Source organism: Bacillus sp. AC266 (assembly GCF_979253805.1).
Window position 1 is genome coordinate 78,910 of record NZ_CEEDEC010000003.1, and the last position, 18,818, is coordinate 97,727.

Annotated in this window: 19 protein-coding genes and 1 pseudogene; 6 read left to right on the plus strand and 14 right to left on the minus strand. The window is 33.1% G+C overall.

The window, feature by feature from the left end; genetic code table 11:
* Positions 1-108 precede the first annotated feature (108 nt).
* On the minus strand, positions 109-1,392 hold the full coding sequence (locus AC0IXC_RS13590; protein WP_471652958.1) for an aminopeptidase P family protein: 1,284 nt from the start codon (positions 1,390-1,392) through the stop codon (positions 109-111).
* A gap of 223 nt (positions 1,393-1,615) precedes the next feature.
* On the opposite strand from AC0IXC_RS13590, the gene AC0IXC_RS13595 reads away from it, so the two are divergent.
* The 3 genes and pseudogenes from AC0IXC_RS13595 to AC0IXC_RS13605 all read left to right on the plus strand — a co-directional run.
* Positions 1,616-2,608, plus strand: a complete 993-nt coding sequence (locus AC0IXC_RS13595) for a F510_1955 family glycosylhydrolase (RefSeq protein WP_471652959.1) — start codon at positions 1,616-1,618, stop codon at positions 2,606-2,608.
* Between the two features lie 55 nt (positions 2,609-2,663).
* Positions 2,664-2,837 (plus strand): hypothetical protein, encoded by a 174-nt coding sequence (locus tag AC0IXC_RS13600; RefSeq protein ID WP_193652712.1) that lies wholly within the window; start codon positions 2,664-2,666, stop codon positions 2,835-2,837.
* A gap of 96 nt (positions 2,838-2,933) precedes the next feature.
* Positions 2,934-3,500: pseudogene (locus tag AC0IXC_RS13605) on the plus strand (urease accessory protein UreH domain-containing protein); the annotation flags it as partial.
* A 51-nt stretch (positions 3,501-3,551) separates the two neighbouring features.
* Here AC0IXC_RS13605 and AC0IXC_RS13610 read toward each other — a convergent pair.
* Positions 3,552-4,469, minus strand: coding sequence for a hypothetical protein (locus AC0IXC_RS13610; RefSeq protein WP_326996444.1), 918 nt, complete (start codon positions 4,467-4,469; stop codon positions 3,552-3,554).
* Positions 4,470-4,715: 246 nt separating this feature from the next.
* On the opposite strand from AC0IXC_RS13610, the gene AC0IXC_RS13615 reads away from it, so the two are divergent.
* Positions 4,716-4,946 carry a DUF896 domain-containing protein gene (locus AC0IXC_RS13615; RefSeq protein ID WP_002035023.1) on the plus strand — a complete coding sequence of 77 codons (231 nt, stop codon included), beginning with the start codon at positions 4,716-4,718 and terminating at the stop codon, positions 4,944-4,946.
* A 50-nt stretch (positions 4,947-4,996) separates the two neighbouring features.
* On the opposite strand, the gene AC0IXC_RS13620 is transcribed toward AC0IXC_RS13615, so the two are convergent.
* The 6 genes from AC0IXC_RS13620 to deoC all read right to left on the minus strand — a co-directional run bounded on the left by AC0IXC_RS13620 (position 4,997) and on the right by deoC (position 9,762).
* Positions 4,997-5,479: a CcdC family protein gene (locus AC0IXC_RS13620; protein ID WP_060751261.1), complete on the minus strand. Its 483-nt coding sequence runs from the start codon at positions 5,477-5,479 to the stop codon at positions 4,997-4,999.
* 15 nt (positions 5,480-5,494) lie between these two features.
* Positions 5,495-5,890, minus strand: coding sequence for a DUF2871 domain-containing protein (locus AC0IXC_RS13625; protein ID WP_326996443.1), 396 nt, complete (start codon positions 5,888-5,890; stop codon positions 5,495-5,497).
* A gap of 146 nt (positions 5,891-6,036) precedes the next feature.
* Positions 6,037-6,432 carry a cytidine deaminase gene (locus AC0IXC_RS13630; RefSeq protein WP_000358532.1) on the minus strand — a complete coding sequence of 132 codons (396 nt, stop codon included), beginning with the start codon at positions 6,430-6,432 and terminating at the stop codon, positions 6,037-6,039.
* A gap of 33 nt (positions 6,433-6,465) precedes the next feature.
* Positions 6,466-7,767, minus strand: coding sequence for a pyrimidine-nucleoside phosphorylase (locus tag AC0IXC_RS13635; protein WP_002165965.1), 1,302 nt, complete (start codon positions 7,765-7,767; stop codon positions 6,466-6,468).
* Between the two features lie 36 nt (positions 7,768-7,803).
* The gene (locus tag AC0IXC_RS13640; RefSeq protein ID WP_002035026.1) at positions 7,804-8,985 is read right to left on the minus strand and encodes a NupC/NupG family nucleoside CNT transporter; all 1,182 of its coding nucleotides are present in this window, start codon (positions 8,983-8,985) and stop codon (positions 7,804-7,806) included.
* A 105-nt stretch (positions 8,986-9,090) separates the two neighbouring features.
* A complete protein-coding gene (gene deoC / locus AC0IXC_RS13645) occupies positions 9,091-9,762 on the minus strand; it encodes a deoxyribose-phosphate aldolase (protein WP_002012110.1) in 672 nt (223 codons plus the stop codon).
* 156 nt (positions 9,763-9,918) lie between these two features.
* Here deoC and AC0IXC_RS13650 point away from each other — a divergent pair, with 156 nt between their 5' ends.
* Positions 9,919-10,281 (plus strand): hypothetical protein, encoded by a 363-nt coding sequence (locus tag AC0IXC_RS13650; RefSeq protein WP_215591148.1) that lies wholly within the window; start codon positions 9,919-9,921, stop codon positions 10,279-10,281.
* Positions 10,282-10,329: 48 nt separating this feature from the next.
* On the opposite strand, the gene AC0IXC_RS13655 is transcribed toward AC0IXC_RS13650, so the two are convergent.
* Positions 10,330-11,277 (minus strand): sugar-binding transcriptional regulator, encoded by a 948-nt coding sequence (locus AC0IXC_RS13655; protein WP_088039203.1) that lies wholly within the window; start codon positions 11,275-11,277, stop codon positions 10,330-10,332.
* 387 nt (positions 11,278-11,664) lie between these two features.
* Positions 11,665-12,255, minus strand: a complete 591-nt coding sequence (locus AC0IXC_RS13660; protein WP_107887682.1) for a TetR/AcrR family transcriptional regulator — start codon at positions 12,253-12,255, stop codon at positions 11,665-11,667.
* Between the two features lie 675 nt (positions 12,256-12,930).
* Between AC0IXC_RS13660 and AC0IXC_RS13665 the strand changes: the two genes are divergently transcribed.
* Positions 12,931-13,584, plus strand: coding sequence for a CPBP family intramembrane glutamic endopeptidase (locus AC0IXC_RS13665; RefSeq protein WP_326996442.1), 654 nt, complete (start codon positions 12,931-12,933; stop codon positions 13,582-13,584).
* Positions 13,585-14,140: 556 nt separating this feature from the next.
* Here AC0IXC_RS13665 and AC0IXC_RS13670 read toward each other — a convergent pair.
* The 4 genes from AC0IXC_RS13670 to nheA form a co-directional block, all read right to left on the minus strand.
* A complete protein-coding gene (locus tag AC0IXC_RS13670) occupies positions 14,141-14,767 on the minus strand; it encodes a LysE family translocator (RefSeq protein ID WP_044440497.1) in 627 nt (208 codons plus the stop codon).
* Positions 14,768-15,002: 235 nt separating this feature from the next.
* Positions 15,003-16,082, minus strand: coding sequence for a non-hemolytic enterotoxin subunit C (nheC, locus tag AC0IXC_RS13675; protein ID WP_471652960.1), 1,080 nt, complete (start codon positions 16,080-16,082; stop codon positions 15,003-15,005).
* Between the two features lie 133 nt (positions 16,083-16,215).
* On the minus strand, positions 16,216-17,424 hold the full coding sequence (gene nheB, locus AC0IXC_RS13680; protein WP_000162968.1) for a non-hemolytic enterotoxin NHE subunit B: 1,209 nt from the start codon (positions 17,422-17,424) through the stop codon (positions 16,216-16,218).
* Positions 17,425-17,461: 37 nt separating this feature from the next.
* Positions 17,462-18,622, minus strand: coding sequence for a non-hemolytic enterotoxin NHE subunit A (gene nheA / locus AC0IXC_RS13685; protein ID WP_002135640.1), 1,161 nt, complete (start codon positions 18,620-18,622; stop codon positions 17,462-17,464).
* Between the last annotated feature and the right edge of the window lie 196 nt (positions 18,623-18,818).

The following is an 18,818-nucleotide window of genomic DNA, read 5'->3' on the forward strand; positions in this document are numbered from 1 at the left end:
TCCTTTTTCTTTTTCAAGATTATTATAGAAGACAATTTTCAAGAAAATATGGAGGTTTAAAATGGCCTAAATAAAAAGACGCCCAAAATTGAGCGCCTCTTCTAATAATTATTTCGTAACAACTTCATCTTCTTTTACATTCACATTATTTTCACTCATAAACTCTTCAATCTCTTCAACTTCTCTAATGATATCTTTTGACAAGTTTTCATACCCATCTTTTGTTACAAGGATATCATCCTCAATACGAATTCCAATTGATTCTTCTTCAATATAAAGACCAGGTTCGATTGTTATAACCATACCTTCTTCTAACACTCTATCTTTGTATGTTCCTACATCGTGAGTATCTAAACCAAGGAAATGGCTGACGCCATGATAATAGTATTTTGATAACTCTTCATCTTCTTGAATTAAACCAATTGCTTTACACTCTTCTGCCAGTACCTTTTTTGTATGCTCATTTAATGCAGCAAACTTTAATCCTGGCTTAATAAGCTCAGTTGTTTCTTTCAATGCTTTTAACACTATATTATATATTTGTTTTTGGCGACTAGAGAATGTTCCACTAGCTGGGAATGTGTAACTAATATCAGCGTTGTAGTAATCTTTTTGAGCACCTAAATCGAGCAGCACTAAATCACCATTTTGAATTTGTGCATCATTATCTTCATAATGAAGGACTGTAGCATTTTTACCACTCGCCAAAATTGTATTGAATGCATGATGTTTAATTCCAGATGATTTAAGCGTAAAATCAAAATGAGCTTCTAATTCATATTCCATCACATCTGCTTTTGCATGCTTCAGCACGTTATAAATACCCTCTTTAGTTACAGCAATCGCTTCTTTAATGATTTCAATTTCTTCTTCCGTTTTAAACACTCGTAATTCACAAATATGCGGATATACATTACCAATTAAAACGTGTGGATACTGTTCTCTTACATATTTAGCAAACGCTAACGTTTTCGTCTCAGTACCCTTCCACTCACGACGCTCTAAATCTAAATACAGATGCTTCACATTTTCTGTGAAAAGTGTATTTGCCATTGTCTTCTCAAAGCTTTCTATATATACAACTTTTTTTATGCCTGAAATTTGTTCTGCATCTTCTTTAGAAACTGTTTTACCGTCCCATTTTTCCATTACTGGATCTGATTTTTCAATGAAAAGAGTTTCTTCCACACTATTTCCAAACTTTTTCAACATGAAAATAACATTTGGCTCATCGATTCCCGTTAAATAGTAAAAATTTCGATTCGGCACAAATTTATAATGTGCATCGGCTGACATATGAGGTGCTTGCCCAGCAAATAAAATAGTAATAGATTCATCCGGTAATGTGTTTACTAATCGTTCTCTATTTTGAGCAAAAAATGTTGATTTCATAATAATCCCCCTAGCATTCTATGTATAATTTTGAAACTGATTATCCAATATAATTCATTCTATTATTGTTATAATTTTTCGTCAATTAATAGTGCTCATAGAGAAAAGAAAATCTTCATTACTAGGGCCCCTTCCACTCTAAATTATGCATACCACTCCACAATTTCTTGACATTTATTCCATATACTTAAAATCTCATATATATGGAAAGGAGTCTACAAAAGTGAAACATTATGTAGCAACAGGGTTAGCAATTACTTCTTTATTAATAATTACAGGATGTTCTAGCAATGCTGAAACAGCACCAGCTAAAAAAGAAACGATGCAATCTCAGCCAAAAAATAAAGAAACAGCAAATACGATTCCGCAAAACTTCTATAAAGAAATTACCTCTGGAAAAATCGAGCACATTCATGGAATTGGCTACGCGGGAAATATGCCTGGGGTTTCTATCGCAACTCACAGTGGTATAAAAGTTTATCAAGATGGTAAATGGTTTGAAACTACGACTGAGCTACATGATTACATGGGATTTCAGGCAACAAAGAATGGATTCGTTGCCAGCGGTCATCCTGAACCAGGTGCAAATTTAAAAAATCCTTTAGGGCTAATGAAAAGTTCTGATGGCGGTAATACCCTCGAAAAGCTAGCGTTTTATGGAGAATCTGATTTTCATAACCTTGCTGTCGGATATAATACGGAAGCAATTTATTTATACAATGAGCGTCCAAATTCTAAATTACAACAAGGTTTTTATTTCAGTACGAACAACGGACAAGATTGGAAAAATAGTAAATTAAACGGTCTTTCAAGTACAATCCATTCCTTTTCAGCACATCCAGATCAATCTAGTGTAGTCGCGGTAAGTACTAAAGACGGTGTATATTTGTCTACAGATTATGGAAATACATTTGAACTATTTTCTAAACCAGTTGAATCGACCGCAGTTACATTAAGTAATGAAGACATTATCTATGCCTCTATTAATAAGCAAACTGAGCAACTGATTACGAAGAAATCAATTGCTACAAATGAAGAAACAAACTTACAGATTCCATCTTTAGATTCTAAAGATACAATTATGTACATATCACAAAATCCTCAAAATTCAGCTGAAATAGTTTTTGCTACAATGAAAGCAAATGTCTTTCTTTCTATGGATGACGGTAAAACGTGGAAGCAGATTACTAAAAATGGAACATTACAATATAACTAGTTAGAAAGGTGAATATAACGTGTTTTCAACAGTTAGCGAGTGGAGTTATCAACTCATGTCTCCTTTAATGGATATCGCGAATGCTACGAAATCAATTCCTCTTTTATTTGCGTTTTTATTAGGCATTGTAGGTACCCTTGCTCCTTGCCAATTAACAGGAAGCATTAGCGCTATTACACTTTATCCCGCATTAACGGGCAGTAAAACTCCCACCTCAAAATTCGGATAGTACAAAGAAGTTAGGTGGGATATCAACTGCCCGTAAATGCCCGATTGGTGAAGGCTAATAATCAGTGGGGGATGAACAAAACCCCCACTGATTAAAGTTTCACTTTATGGCAATCAATCTTTACAAAAGGGACATGCATGGAAACATATATTGTTATTCATTTTAGGAAAAATAATAGCTTTTACGACACTTGGACTATTAGTATGGTTCTTAGGAAAAGAGATTCAGCAAATATTAACTTTGTATTTCCCATGGTTACGAAAAATAATTGGACCTTTATTAATTTTAATGGGGCTAATGTTGGCAGGTATTATAAAAGGAAGAAGTTTCTTCTCAATCAAATTTATACGAAAACAAAATGAGGTTGGCTCATTTTTACTTGGATTCTTTTTTTCCTTAGCCTTCTGTCCGACTATGTTCGTTCTATTTTTCGGAACGTTAATCCCTTTATCTTTCTCATCTAATTATGGATACTTGTTTCCGACATTCTTTTCGATAGGAACTGCTCTACCTATCGTTATATTAATGTTCATCATCTCCTACCTTGGATTAAATGACACACTACTTAAAAAGAGCCGAAAAATAGGAAAAAACATTCAACTTATAGCAGGGGTACTACTCATTTTAGTTGGACTTTATGATATATCCTTATATTGGGTATAAATATAAAAGGTAAGTTCCAGTGACTTGAACTTACCTTTTTACCAATTATATTTAACTCTTCTGCATGCCCTTTTGCTTCATCTCCCACTTTTTATACAGTAGTACTGTACCAAATAAGAATACCCCCGTAACAAATGAACCTACTGGTAACATCTTTATCATTTCATCAGGAAATACGAGCGGAAGTAATGGGAATGCATACGCTGCTGGAATACGTACTCCAACGATTTTCAATAAAATTAGCATTAATATCATATTGAATAAAGTGACTACAATCCATGAATCAATCGCAAAGTACAATAAAGTTCCAACAGTCGCCGATATAGTTAATACTACTATTTGTTTAAATGCCATCTTTTCATTGTACATCGGTTTTTGAAGCGATTCATACACAACGACTAGAATTGGCGGAATAACCGCTAATTGTTCATAACCAGTTATCCAACATAAACTGATCCATACAAAATTTAAAAATAGAAATACAACCATATATTTATATTGGATTTTAACTTTTCTCTCAATACCGTTATTCAATTTAAAAATAAGAACACCAATCATTAAAATAAATGTCAAAACGAAGACTGAGATAACAAATGACCATTCCGTCGCATTTGTTACTAATGGTAATAAACCTGTCGCAATAGATGGTGCTAAATTGGATTGAATAACACGTAAAAACAACATCATTAATATAAGTGTTAAGCTAACTTTTCCTATATAGGAAATGTCCATTTGATTCACTGCAAAACCAATAACAGCTGTTATTGACGGCGCAATAAAGATTTTTTCTGGTTGTCTTAGCCATCCCGGCTCACGATATGCCCATAAAGCTATTGCCATCGCAGCTATTTCCGGCAAAATTACTTCTGGATCATCTAATAGTACACCAGCTGTAACCATCGCTAATATAAATAGAATTGCAATGCTATATGATATGATTGTTTCTTTCCTTGAAATTACTGAATTCATTATTACATACTCCTTTTTGCTTATTACTCTCATAAAGTAAAACAACACCCTATATACCCTACTTAGGTATTGTATATTAACATCTTTTCTATTTCAAGTATTTGTAGTTTTTTCATTCTTTATCACCCCATACACTTACAAAACAAGGCATGTTTACAGGCATTGACACTTATTAAAAGATACGTTACAATAACTATACATTAGTAAGTAACTAATGTAATTAAATCTAACTAGAGGTGAAAACAAATGAAAAACATTTTATTCCGTATTAACGAATTATCAAAAAAAGAAAGAACATCTGGATTAACAGTTGATGAAAAACAAGAACAACAAATGTTGCGTCAAAACTATACAAAAACATTTCGCGGGAGCTTAGATTCCATTTTATTAAACACAAAAATCGTTGATCAAAATGGTCTTAACGTTACACCAGTTGCATTACAAGATGCTCAAATCCGTTTAAAATTAAGCAAATGAAATCAAAGCTAAAAAAACAATCGTATAAAACATAAAAAGAGCTGAAATTCCTATATAGAAATTCCAGCTCTTTTTATTGTCTTTTCTAATTTAGTAAACGAGCGATACATCGCAATTCTCCACGATACAATCATCGCAAATGCGAGTAAGAAAAACATCCCGCTTAATTGTGCTAAATCAATTGATTGACTTAAATATGATTTTAATGCTACCCGGACAGCTAATAAACCAACTAAAATAAATATGAACGCTTTTGATGGTTTCATATATATGTCTTCGCCTCTTATTTCGAACTTAGATGTTTTAATAAGAAATATAGAGAAAATAAGTCCTACGCTAATTGCCTCTACTATTTCTAAAGACGTTAATCGAAACTCTGGTAAGAAGTACATCATTGCACCAGTGCTCATAAAAATTGGCGGTAATATAATTTTCTTTTTCGTTACCGGTTTTTTCGCTGACTTAAAGCGAAGAAACATAACTCCAACAGCCATACAAACCGCTACTATACTTGATAAAAGTGCTAAACTCATACTCTCCACTCCTATCTATTTAAAAGATTTTCTGAGCAAAATCATAAACCAAACGAGCCCAATACTTATAATGACATGACCTAATCCAGCCATATGGCTTAAACCATTAAAGTCAGTTCCATTCACTTGTAGAATACCTCTAAATACCATTGTAGCGATTGTAAAAATAAGTCCTATGTTATAAACAACAAACCACGCACGAAAACTTTTTGTTTCACGGACATTAAATACTTTAAATAGAGCTAAAGCGATCAAAAAGAATACGAAGCCGAGCACTAATACGTGTGTATGCACTAATTGCAACATAGTGGATCCTTTAATTCCTTGCGCTTTCGTATACTCTCTAGCAAATACACCTGATAATAAACCAATAATTAAGTAAATGAATGCTGCATTATATAATTTCTTCATCATATTCCTCCTGCTGTAAACTTTCCATATTCGATGCAATCATTTTATGCAAAGTTTATGAACGGAATATGAACGGAATATTACATTCTATTTTTGAAAATAAAAAAGCCATTCCACAACTATTCATTGTGGAATGGCCTTTTAACTTATTTTAAATCTTCAATTGAGAAAGCACCTGGCAGTAACTGTTCCACAGTCACTTCTTTTTCATCACCTTTTACATTCGTTAGTAATACAGGCATTTTCGGATCACAAAATTCAGCAATAACTTGTCTACAAGCACCACATGGTGAAATAGGTCCGTCAGTTTCTCCTGTAATGACTAAGTAACTAAAGTCGCGCTCACCTTCTGATACTGCTTTAAATATTGCTGTTCTTTCTGCACAGTTACATAAACCGTAAGAAGCGTTTTCTATATTACAACCAGTATAGATTTTACCTTCTTTCGTAACTAATGCTGCACCAACAGGAAATTTAGAATACGGAATATACGCTTTCGATAACATCTTATTTGCTTCTTCGATATATTTTTTCTTATCCATATTATTTCCTCCTCAAAGTAAATGTAATATTGATTAGTCAGTAATAACTGTATGAACTAATTTAGGAGCCACTGCTGTTTCAGCGATAGAAATGTTCTCATAGATTTTTGCTTTTACATCTTCTACATTTTCGCGATTTGCATAGATCGTTACGAACGGCTCGCCTTCTTTTACTGCATCGCCAACTTTTTTACGTAACATTAGTCCTACTGCTAAATCGATTTCATCTTCTTTTGTTGCACGGCCAGCACCAAGTAGCATAGCTGCGATACCGATTTCATCTGCAACAATGTTTGAAATCACACCTGAAGTTTTTGCAGGTACATCAATTACATACTTCGCTTGTGGCATTTTTTCTGGATTGTCTACAATCGAGCTGTCTCCGCCTTGGTTGCTTAAGAACTCTTTAAATTTCTCAGTTGCTTTTCCATTTTTCATCACTTCAATTAGCATTTCACGAGCTTCTTCTAATGTATTTGCTTTTTTCGCAAGTACGACCATTTGGCTTCCTAATACAAGTACTAATTCTGTTAAATCTTCTGGACCTTCGCCTTTTAAAGTATCAATTGCTTCCTTCACTTCTAGAGCGTTACCAATCGCAAAACCAAGAGGTTGTGACATATCTGAAATTACTGCCATCGTTTGACGTCCAACATTATTTCCGATACGTACCATTGCATGAGCTAATTCTTTTGCATCTTCTTCGGTTTTCATAAATGCACCAGCACCTGTTTTTACATCAAGTACGATTGCATCAGCACCAGCTGCAATTTTTTTACTCATAATTGAACTTGCAATTAGAGGAATTGAATTTACTGTTCCTGTTACATCACGTAATGCATAAATCTTTTTATCAGCAGGTGTTAAGTTTCCTGTTTGTCCGATAACAGCCACTTTGTCACGGTTTACAATATCAATGAACTGTTCTTTCGTAATTTCAACGTGGAATCCTTCTACCGCTTCTAATTTATCAATTGTCCCGCCCGTATGTCCTAAACCACGACCAGACATTTTTGCTACTGGTACATCTAAAGCAGCGACTAATGGTCCTAATACTAATGTTGTTGTATCACCAACACCGCCAGTTGAATGCTTATCTACTTTAATGCCTTCAATTGCTGATAAGTCGATTGTTTCTCCAGACTCAACCATTGCCATCGTTAAATCTGCACGTTCACGATCCGTCATATCTTTAAAGAAAATTGCCATTGCAAGTGCACTCGCTTGATAGTCAGGAATACTTCCGTCTGTATAACCGTTAATAAAGAAATTAATTTCTTCAGTTGTTAATTCTTTTCCATCACGTTTTTTCGCAATAATATCTACCATTCTCATTACAATCACCATTCCTTTTTATATTATATGAATCTGTTAAAATAATAAGCCAACGATTGTTGCTGATAAGAAACTTACTAATGTTGCACCGAAAAGTAATTTCAAACCAAATCTTGCGACTACATTCCCTTGTTTTTCATTTAAGCTCTTAACTGCCCCAGCAATAATTCCAATTGAAGAGAAGTTTGCAAATGAAACTAAGAATACAGATATAATCGCTGTCGTTCTATCTGAGAAATTAAAGTTTCCTTGTGCTAAATCTGTCATCGCAACAAATTCATTTGATACAAGTTTTGTCGCCATAATATTCCCTGCGTTAACTGCTTCATGCCATGGAACACCCATAATAAATGCAAATGGTGCAAATACATAACCAAGAATTTCTTGGAATGAGATACCGATTACACCTTTAAATACTGCATTAATGAATGCGATAAGGGCAACGAAACCAATTAACATAGCTGCTACTGTAATCGCAACTTTAAATCCATCTATAATGTATTCCCCTAATACTTCAAAGAATGTCTTTTTCTCTTCTTCTTGTACTTCTAACATATCTTCTTCTTCAGTAACTTCATACGGGTTAATGATAGAAGCAATAATGAAGCCACCGAATAAGTTAAGCACTAAAGCGGTTACAACATATTGCGGTTTTAATAACACCATATATGATCCAACGATAGACATAGATACTGTAGACATTGCAGATGCACATAATGTATACATTCTTTTCTCTGGCAATAATCCTAGTTGTTTCTTAACTGAAATAAACACTTCAGATTGTCCTAAAATCGCAGAAGCTACCGCGTTATATGATTCGAGTTTCCCCATCCCATTTACTTTACTTAATACTAGACCGATAGATTTCACAATAATAGGTAATACTTTAATGTGTTGCAAAATACCTATTAAAGCTGATATAAATACGATTGGCATTAATACACTTAAAAAGAATGAAAACTCTTTTTGATTTACTAATCCACCAAATACGAAATTCACACCATCAGCGGCATATTTTAATAATTCTCCAAAACCATCTGCTATTCCGCTAATTAATATATTCCCTACGCTTGTATTTAATAATAAAAACCCCAAAATGAATTGTAATATAACCATCGTTATGATTGGGCGATATTTGACTTTCTTTCTATCATTACTAGCAAGCCAAGCGATACCTAAAATCAATACGAGGCCTAAAACACCGATTAAGTATTTCATAAGCCGTCTCCTCCCACTCGTATCCGCTTACATTATTTTCAATTGTTAAAGCAATAGATACACTTTACTTTAAACGTGTATCTATTGCTTTTCACACTTTATTAATTAGTAATTATCTGTAGCACCTTTTGCATCATTTAATACGATTGCAACACTAGCACTTGCTCCAACGCGAGAAGCTCCAGCCTCTACCATTTTGTCTGCATCTTCACGTGTACGAACGCCGCCAGATGCTTTCACGCCAACGTTTGGTCCAACTGTTTTACGCATTAACGCGATATCTTCAGCAGTTGCTCCGCCAGTTGAGAATCCAGTTGAAGTTTTTACGAAATCAGCGCCAGCTTTTACTGATAATTCACAAGCACGAACTTTTTCTTCATCTGTTAGAAGGCAAGTTTCAATGATTACTTTTACAAGAGCTTTTCCTTTTGCTGCTTGTACTACTTCATAAATGTCTTTTTCAACGAACTCATTGTCGCCATCTTTTAAAGCACCTACGTTGATTACCATATCAACTTCAGTTGCACCTTTTGCGATAGCATCTTTTGTTTCGAATGCTTTTGTTTCAGTAGTGCTTGCTCCTAATGGGAAACCGATTACAGTACAAACGTCTACATCATGTCCAGCTAATTCTTCAGCAGCTAGCTTTACCCATGTAGGATTAATACAAACTGAAGCAAATTTGTATTGCTTTGCCTCTTCGATTACTTTCATAACATCTTCTTTTGTAGAATTTGGTTTTAAAATTGTATGATCAATTAACTTTGCAATGTTCATTATCTTCACTCCTCATATCTTTTAACAACTTCATTCTAACCCTTAGTTGAACAAATGTAAATACACTTTTGAACTTTTGTTCATTCTTTTTTAGAAGGGAATTTCTAGTAATACATTGAAAGTAGTATAAGCTTGTAAATAAAGGATGTGAACCACTTGTTTAAGTCAAAATTCTTTATATTCACATTGCTAGTATGCACCTCACTATCCATATTTATTTTTTATAAAAGGGATGTTATTTTCCAAGAAGGAAACCCAGTTCCATTTGCTTTAGCTATGTCTAAGATGGTTATTCAAGATAAAGAAATGATGGAAGTAGAACCGATAGATAATCAATACCCCTACTTAGTAAAGCGCGGAAAAATGGAACCTTTTATCGATATGATGGAGCAAGATGGCTGGAGTTTTGTAGATAGAGATATTATGGCTAACTCACTAATTTTTGAAAAAGGAGATCAATCAAAGAGCGTTCCTTACAAATACTTTACAAGGTACTACACATTGATTTATTCATACTAAAAATAAAAGGCTTTCTCAAAATTAATATTTTGAGAAAGCCTTTTATTTCTAACCTTTTTGATAATGTAACAATTCTTTCGCTGTATGCTGATCTATAATTAGTACATTTGCATACCCGCCACGTAACGCACCGTCAATTGCTTTTATTTTTCTATTACCACCTGCAACTAAAATAGAACGTTTCTTTAATTTAAGTTCCTCTAACTCAATTCCAATTGTACGCTTATTAATTTCTTCGCTACTAATATTTCCGTCTCCATCAAAGAAACGTGAACAAATGTCACCGACAGCTTGTTCTTTCAAAATGTTCGTTTCATCCTTATCTAAATATCCTAATCGGAATAATAACGCTTCATCACGCACTGTTCCAACAGTGAAAATTGCAATATTTGCTTGTTTCCCCATTTCAATAATGTGATGAATATGTCTATCTTGCTCCACTAATTCTTTTGTCACCGCATTATCAAATATAACTGGAAGAGGTAGATTTCTTGGCGTCGTTTGAAAAGCATCTGCAAATAACGCGATCGTTTCATTCGCATATGTATTTACACTTGAGTGACTAATGCCACCTTTTAACTGGACAACCTCTACACCTTTCACATGTTGCGGTACGATTTTTCTAGCGATTTCATACATCGTCATTCCCCAGCTTACACCAACGATATCACCAGTTTTCACTGTCTTTTCCATATACTCAGCAGCATACTTACTAATATACTCCGTAATCGTTGCATATTCTGGTACTGGAGAAAATATAACATGCGCCTCTAACAAGTTGTACTTTTCTTTAAGTAAGTTCCCAACGTTATCTAAGTCAGCAAATGGATCAGCTATACTAATTTGAACAAATCCTTTTTCTTTCGCATACTTCAATAATCTAGAAATCGTCGGTCTTGAAATATTTAATTTATTAGCAATTTCTTGCTGACTATAATCTGATTGATAATATAATCTTGCAACTTCAACGCTTAATTGTTGTTTATCCTTATCCATAGTAACTCATTACATATCCTTTCCTGTATTTCCTTTTCGTTACAAGCATTATACAGCTTTATGCAAAAAAATTCGACTACCGAATTTTATCTAACTGAACTTCTACTACGCTTAGTATTTACAATGAAAACTTATTGTATAGATTTACACCCTCAACATAGATACACTTGAAACATATAAATCGATTTATATGTAATTCATTCTTTTTTGCTTTTTCTGTAGTAACGATAACAAAGCCGTTCAATAAGAAACATGAAACATCGTCTAAAAATCTCCCTTTACTAGAAACTATTCAAATACCCCTCATAAACAGAAGATACTGTTTATGAGGGGTATTTATTCAATTTAAGTCTATAAAAATCGGATGAAAACAATGCAAGTTCTCACTTATTTAGAATAAGTGAAAAGATGATGTTTTATTTGTTCAATAAAATAATGATGGTGTATATTATCGTTAGATACTCGACTTGCCATAATAGCTCCCTCCATTGAAGATGCAAGAAAAGAAGCGAGTGATATAATGTCTATATCTTCTTTAAGTTCTTGTTTCTCTATTCCTTCTTTTATGAGAGAAGCCATTAACATTACTGTATCGTCATAACCTTTTGCTGCTGCTTTTTGTAATTCTGGAAATATTCCAGTACTTTCAATTGCGCTATTAAGTAATGGACAGCCTCCAGCAATAGGAGGATTATTAGCTGCATCTTGATATACAAGGAATATTGCAAGGATTTTATCGATTGCTGTCTTTTTATTTTCCATTGCTTTATGAAAATGACTCCACATAATCTCACCACTTTTGTCGTAGGCAGCAAGGACAATTTCTTCTTTATTTTTGAATCTACGATAAATAGATCCTTTAGGTAGTTCAGTAGCTGTCATTATATCCTGGATGGATGTACGAGTTATCCCATTAGTATTAAATAAATATAAAGATGTTTCAATAATTTTTTCTTTTACCTTATCAACTTTAGTCATGCTTTGTAATCCTCCTAATAAAAACGCTCTTAATATTCCAGGTAATGTTTACCCTCTATTTTTTTAATTTTTTTGTAAGTATAAATAAGTTTGGAACAGAAATATCTTATGGAAACCTCAAACAATACAGTTTGAAAAGAGGTTAATCAAATTGTATCATCTATATCATCCGAGTGAATTTTCTGTCAAAAATAACATGACCAATTGTTTAATTCAGTCATGTTATACAACTAATTTTACCTAAAATCGTAGAAGATGTAAAAATATATATTTTAGTGTATAGACATATGGTTATTATATATAATCTCTATTAATATGTTTAGCTAAAGTGTTTGAACTACCCCCACTTTCACTTCATATATTAGGATATCTACCGCATTCCTTGCGATTAAAAGCCTTATCACTTCATTCTATAAAAAGGAAATCTTTAATAATTAATGAGTACTGTAATTTAATTGTAAATAAGAAACTGACATATAAGTATTTTGTACTTTTGCCATTTTGATTTTGTTAATAATTTGTAAAAAGGATTAACAAAACTAGAAACTTATAGTATTATTAGCTTTCGGACCGAACCGTCCGGTTTAGAATCTTGTATAAATATATTTAGAAGGAGAACCTAATGCAGAAAGAAAATTCAAAGATTCTAAGTAATTTAATTATGGAGGTAATAAGGTGAACTTTATTAAAATGAATCAAAAAGAACTTATTATGCTAATAGTTTATACAATGTTTGCACTACTTCAAATTGGCTTGTTCATATTATTTGGCATATCACTTTTAACTAACAGCAATTTAGTTGAATCAGAATTTGCTCTTAGTGCCATCGGTTTGACTGTACCTGCTATTTTGGGAATAATTTTCTTTAGGAAAGAAATTATTGAAAGTTTTACTTATTTTAAAGAGAAGACAATTTTGAAAATAGTAAGTATTCCTATGGTGGTTTTATTTACGGTAATTGTGGAACAGTCTGTTATGCGTTTTCTAGCAACTGGTCAGCCAGAGAACCAAGAACAGCTCCTTGAAACGGGCGCGGAGATACCTCTTATATTTACATTGCTTGTATTTGGTATTCTGGGTCCAATACTTGAAGAAATTATATTTCGTCATATAATATTAAATCGTTTTTCACATTATATTGGTACTGCTATTGCATCTATCATTTCGATTATAATTTTTACAGTTCTTCATACGAACCAGCTTTCGGATATTGCTATATATTTACCCGGATCGGTAATACTTACTGCGGCTTATCTTATTTCTAAAAGATCCCTTGCATATGTTATGGCGATACATATATTAAACAATTGCCTTGGTTTCATTCTATAAGAAATTAGACTTAGTTCTTTTGCAAAGTAAAAAAATAGAAACAGATATTGATAAATGAGGAGTACAATTTAGACAGTGACTAATGATTTATGAAATTCCTTGTACGTCGAAATACCGCAGTTTGGATGTAAACTGCGGTTTCTTTTATATAGGGGGCCCACCGCATCACAATCAAACTAAAAAAGGAAATACCATGCCTAATATAGGTTCCCCTTATATCCCATTACAGTAAACATTTTTGGGAAATATCCAGAATTTTATTAGCGGGTTAGTAGTTGAAGAAAAATTTGTTCCTCAGCCCTTAAGTTATAATACATAAAAATTAAATTGCTTAGTTAAGAGAAAAGATGAAGTATCAATTTTGCTTAAATTATCTAAACTACCTTGATTTTTTCTTATACAGCAAAATGTGTCAAGTGATTAAGGACCTCATTTTTAAAGCCCATGTTAGATAGGTATATAAGATTAGTATGAAGGTTTGAAGTCAATTGTAAAATGATAGTTTTAGAATAAGAGAAATAACCACCATTGATTATTTCTCTTTTCATATACATATTTATTTTTGGAAAAATAACCTAACTCCAAATACTAACAATACTGCGCCAGTAATACCCTCTATTGTACGGTTCACTTTTTCTTTTCTTAAAAAAGTTCTTAATTGACGTATTAGTGAGATATAAAGTAAATACCATATTGCTGTCAAAGTCGTAAATGTGACTCCTAATAAAAGAAATTGTAGGAAATGATTTTGATTACTCACAATAAATTGGGGTAAAAAACTAAGGAAAAACACAGCAGTTTTTGGATTTAAGATTGCCGTGGTAAATCCTTGTCTAAAACTTTTAATCGTTCCAATATCCTTAGAGTTCATTCCCACTGAACCTGACATATCTTCTTTTTTATGTAAGGCACTTTTAATTGACTTTACAGCTAAGAAAATTAAATAAAAAGCTCCAGCATATTTTATAAATGTAAATAGCATAGCAAATTTCATTAGGATAGCAGAAAGTCCTAGTGTAGCCATTATTGTATGAATCATCATTCCAGATATCGTTCCTAAAACAGTCTTTATCCCACCATTTTTACCATGCGAGATAGTGTTTTTTGTAACTAAAGCAAAACCGGGACCAGGCATTATTATGATTAGGATTGCTGTAAGGATAAATAACAAATAATTTTCCATGTTCTAGTATTTCCTTTCCAATTTTTAGTTTTTCTTATAGTATAGCTTTTTTACTAAAAATATTAAATATAAAAAGCGTGATCAGGAGTTTATCGAGGTTATTAGTATCAATTTGATCAAACATTATCCTAAAGTTACATTGATAAAACACACGGCAAACTTATGGGTAAAATTACAAGCTCGTCTCTCACAAAAAACGGGATAAAAAAAATAAACAGTGGAACTAGTCCGCTATTTATTTCGCCACGCCTTCATGTAATTTTTCTGTATAATCTTTTACATCCTTCCAGCTATCTTTCGCTGTATTTAAATCTTCTTTTATAAAGGTAAATTCTTCGGGACTGATTCCTTTTACGTTTTGTAGTAAATTATTATATTTCGCACCTACCGTATACCACTGATTTGATATGTTTTGCAGTGCTGTAATTGCTGCATCAATTGTTTCTGTCATATTTGTTGTTTTATTTTTTACATCTGTCAAAATTGCCACTTCTGCTTGTGCTCCAGAAATTCTATTCTTTAAACTGGCTATTTCTCGTTCTGCATTTGCAATATCTTTTTTCGCAATCGCAATCATCGGTCCGCCAGCAAGACATGTTATTAGTGCTACGCAAAGTACACCACCAGCAATCACCATATCGTTACTCTTTTTAATCGAATCGTTATATGTATTTATTTGTTGCTCTAGAGCTGGAATACCAGCATTCGTACTTGCCAAAATCGCTGTTAATTGATTTGTATCCTCTTTAAAACTATTTTTGTCTTTCGCCATTCTATCGCGAAAAGCTTTCAAATTCCTTAATAATACATCTACCTCATTTTGATTCTTTAAAATGTCCGCATACAACTTTTCTAAATCCGCTTTTAACTTTACGCTATCTTTTTGATCAATCGCTAATAGCATGTCACTATAGTACGCTTGAAAAGTATTGTTGTAATCAATAATATTTTGATCCGTTTTCATAATTTGAGGCTTCATATTATTTAACCAATACGCCGCATTAATTTTTGCATCTCTTTGGTGCTGAATCATATTCCCTCTTAAATTACCATTAATTGAACTTATTTTACTCAAATCAGTCTCTTGTTGATTTTGAATTAATTTTGCATATGAATCCATCGCAAATATACTTGATGTCGTTTGCGCCATTACATCTTGGAACCCTGCTGGTCCGAGAGAATAATTTTTTGCACTCTCTTGTAATGTTTTTATGTTTTGTTCTGCTGCGAAAGGATGTAAAGGAAATGCATTACTCGTTGCCACTCCAGCAATCATTATCGTTAAAAGGCATTTTTTATAGAAATTACTACGCATACTTATCACCTATTCTTTTTATGAGGATATGAAACGTTAGAGGTAAAAGAACTCCTGCTCACTACTGAACAGGAGCTCTCTATTTTATAATAACCAATTATCTATACATAACGTTGTAACAGTTTAATCGCTATTATGCTTTTTTCGTATCTACTACTTTAATATCTTCAGCATAAATCTTTTCTGCATAGTCTTTAATGTTTTTCCAGCTATCTTTAGCTATATTCAAGTCTTCCTTAATGAAAACAAGGTCGTTTGGACTAATAGAGTCTACATTTTGAAGTAATGAATTATATTTCGATCCCATTGTATACCATTGGTTTGAAATATTTTGCAACGCTGTAATTGCTGTATCAATTGTGTTTGTTAAATACTCAGTTTGTGTTTTAATGTTCGTTAGTCCTGCCACTTCTAATTGGGCAGTTGTAACTTGTCCTGTTATCTTTTGAATTTCTGCCTGTGCATTATCAAGCTCTTTCTTCGCTAATACGATTCCAGCTGTTCCACCACCTACAGCTGCTGCACCACCTGCAATTAACGCGACTCCTAGCGGCGTTCCTGCACCTGTAGCAATAACTACTGCACCACCGATAATTGCAATTGGCCCTAAAGCTGTCGCAACTGATGAACCGATAATAATTGCATTATATTTACTAATCGCTTCATTGTACGTTGTAATTTGATTTTGCAGAAGCGGGATTCCTGCATCTTGACTAGCTAATATAGATGTAATTTGATTTGCATCACCTTTGAAGTTTTGCGTATCGGACGTCATTTTGTTTCGGAATTTTTTCAAGTCTTCTACTAACTGATCTACTTGCGCTTTATTTTCATTAATACTACTTGATAATCTAGTTAAACCTTTCGTAAGAGTCGCTTTATCTTTTGCATCTACCGCAGCGACTAAAGTATCATAATAGTTTTGGAATTTCGTATTGTAATTAATAATATTTTGATTCGTTGAAATAAGCTGTGGTTTTAATACATCTAACCATTGCTTCGCATTTCCTCTAGCTGTATCCTGGTGCTGAATCACTTTCCCTTTTAAAGCCGCATCAACAGACGATACATTACCAAAGTTAACATTACCTTGTTTAATAATTGTTAAAGCGTACAGATCCATTACTAAAGCGTTTGAACCTGTTCTTTCCATTGCATCTTTCAGGCCTTCTGGTCCTAATGAATATTCTTCGTAGTCATTATAAGCTTTTGCTACAGCATGAACTGGAGCTTGTTTCACTGTACTTTCAGCTGCATACGTATGGGCCGGCATAATATTCCCTGCTGCAAATACTGCCATAAGTGCTGATAGAGCCATTACTTTATAAGGTTTTTTTGTCATTTTTCTTCTCTCCCTATATCGCTAATTATTTTTCTGTTTAATGTACTTCAACGTTTGTAACGTAATCTTCAAATTGATTTGTTTGCTTATTCATTTCATCACTTACTTTTTTAAGTTGATTGAAATGTTTTTGAAGTAAACTACTGTCTGTATACGTGCCTTCTTCAATATTTGTTTGAATTTGGATCATATTATTGTTTAAAACTTTCCAATCCGTTAATAACGTTTCTAAAGTTGTAATTTGGCGATCAATTAGTTCTGTAAAGCTACTTACTTGATCTTCAACAAATGTAATTTGAGTCGCCTCTAATTCAGTTTGTGATAACTTCTGAATAAGCGGTAATAACTCTTTTTGCTTTTGTTGAATACGAAGAGCTGCTTCCCTCGTTTGACTATCTGCTGCATTTACAATTTCATTACTTAACGTACCGATAGAAACAAAATCGATTGTTTTCGTTTGTGCAGTTTGATTTGTGATTGTAAATACTTGTTTACCGATATTAATAGAACCTTTAATAATTTCTTGTGGTCTATTCAAAATAGTAGTTAGTTCAGCTTGAATTTCCCCTTGAATTCTTTTTATGTCTTCTCTTAATTTCACAATATCTCCACTTGATCCTTGCAGTGTTTTTATTGCTTCATCAGCTTTAATTGATAAGTTATTACTATCTTTGTCTAATACCGTTTTAAATCGATTTAACTCTAATAAATCTTGCTCCATACTCTCTTGAATGCTTTGGACCTGCAATTGTAATTTTCCATATGCGTTTGTAAAATCTGCTTTTGCCTGTTCATCTTCATTTACTTTTCCTGCTAGTTCATAGAGCTTACTATAATAGCTATTAAATCTAGTGCTGTATCTCATCATCTCTTGATTTAAGTCGATTAGCTTCGGATTATATTCATCAATCCACTCTCGTACATTCGTTTTTGCAAATTTTTGATGATTCGTTAAACTACTCATAGCGTTTACCTTAATGTCTGGCTGTTGCAAAATAACTAATCCGTATGCTTGTATAAGCGGTGACTGTGATCCTAACATTCTAATTGAATTGGATAATGTATTTGGAGCAATTACATTTTGCGCATATACTGTTTTCACTTCTGTTTGCCCCTCCTTAGCGTAAGCGCTTACAGGAACGAAGCAACTCGTAGATACTGCTGTAACCAATAACCCTGTAATTAAAGTCTTTTTCACTTTAACTCCTCCTATGTATTAGCAACTATTACTATCGCATTTTAGTATTCTATTTTCTTGCAAATGATTTGAGATGGTTAAAAATAGAGAACGTTCTCACCGTGAGTCATGTACGAACCACCTCTCTCAAACTTTATTTCTACAGTACTTACTTATTGCTATAAAACACTTCATAACTTTTCATATGTGCTTAGTA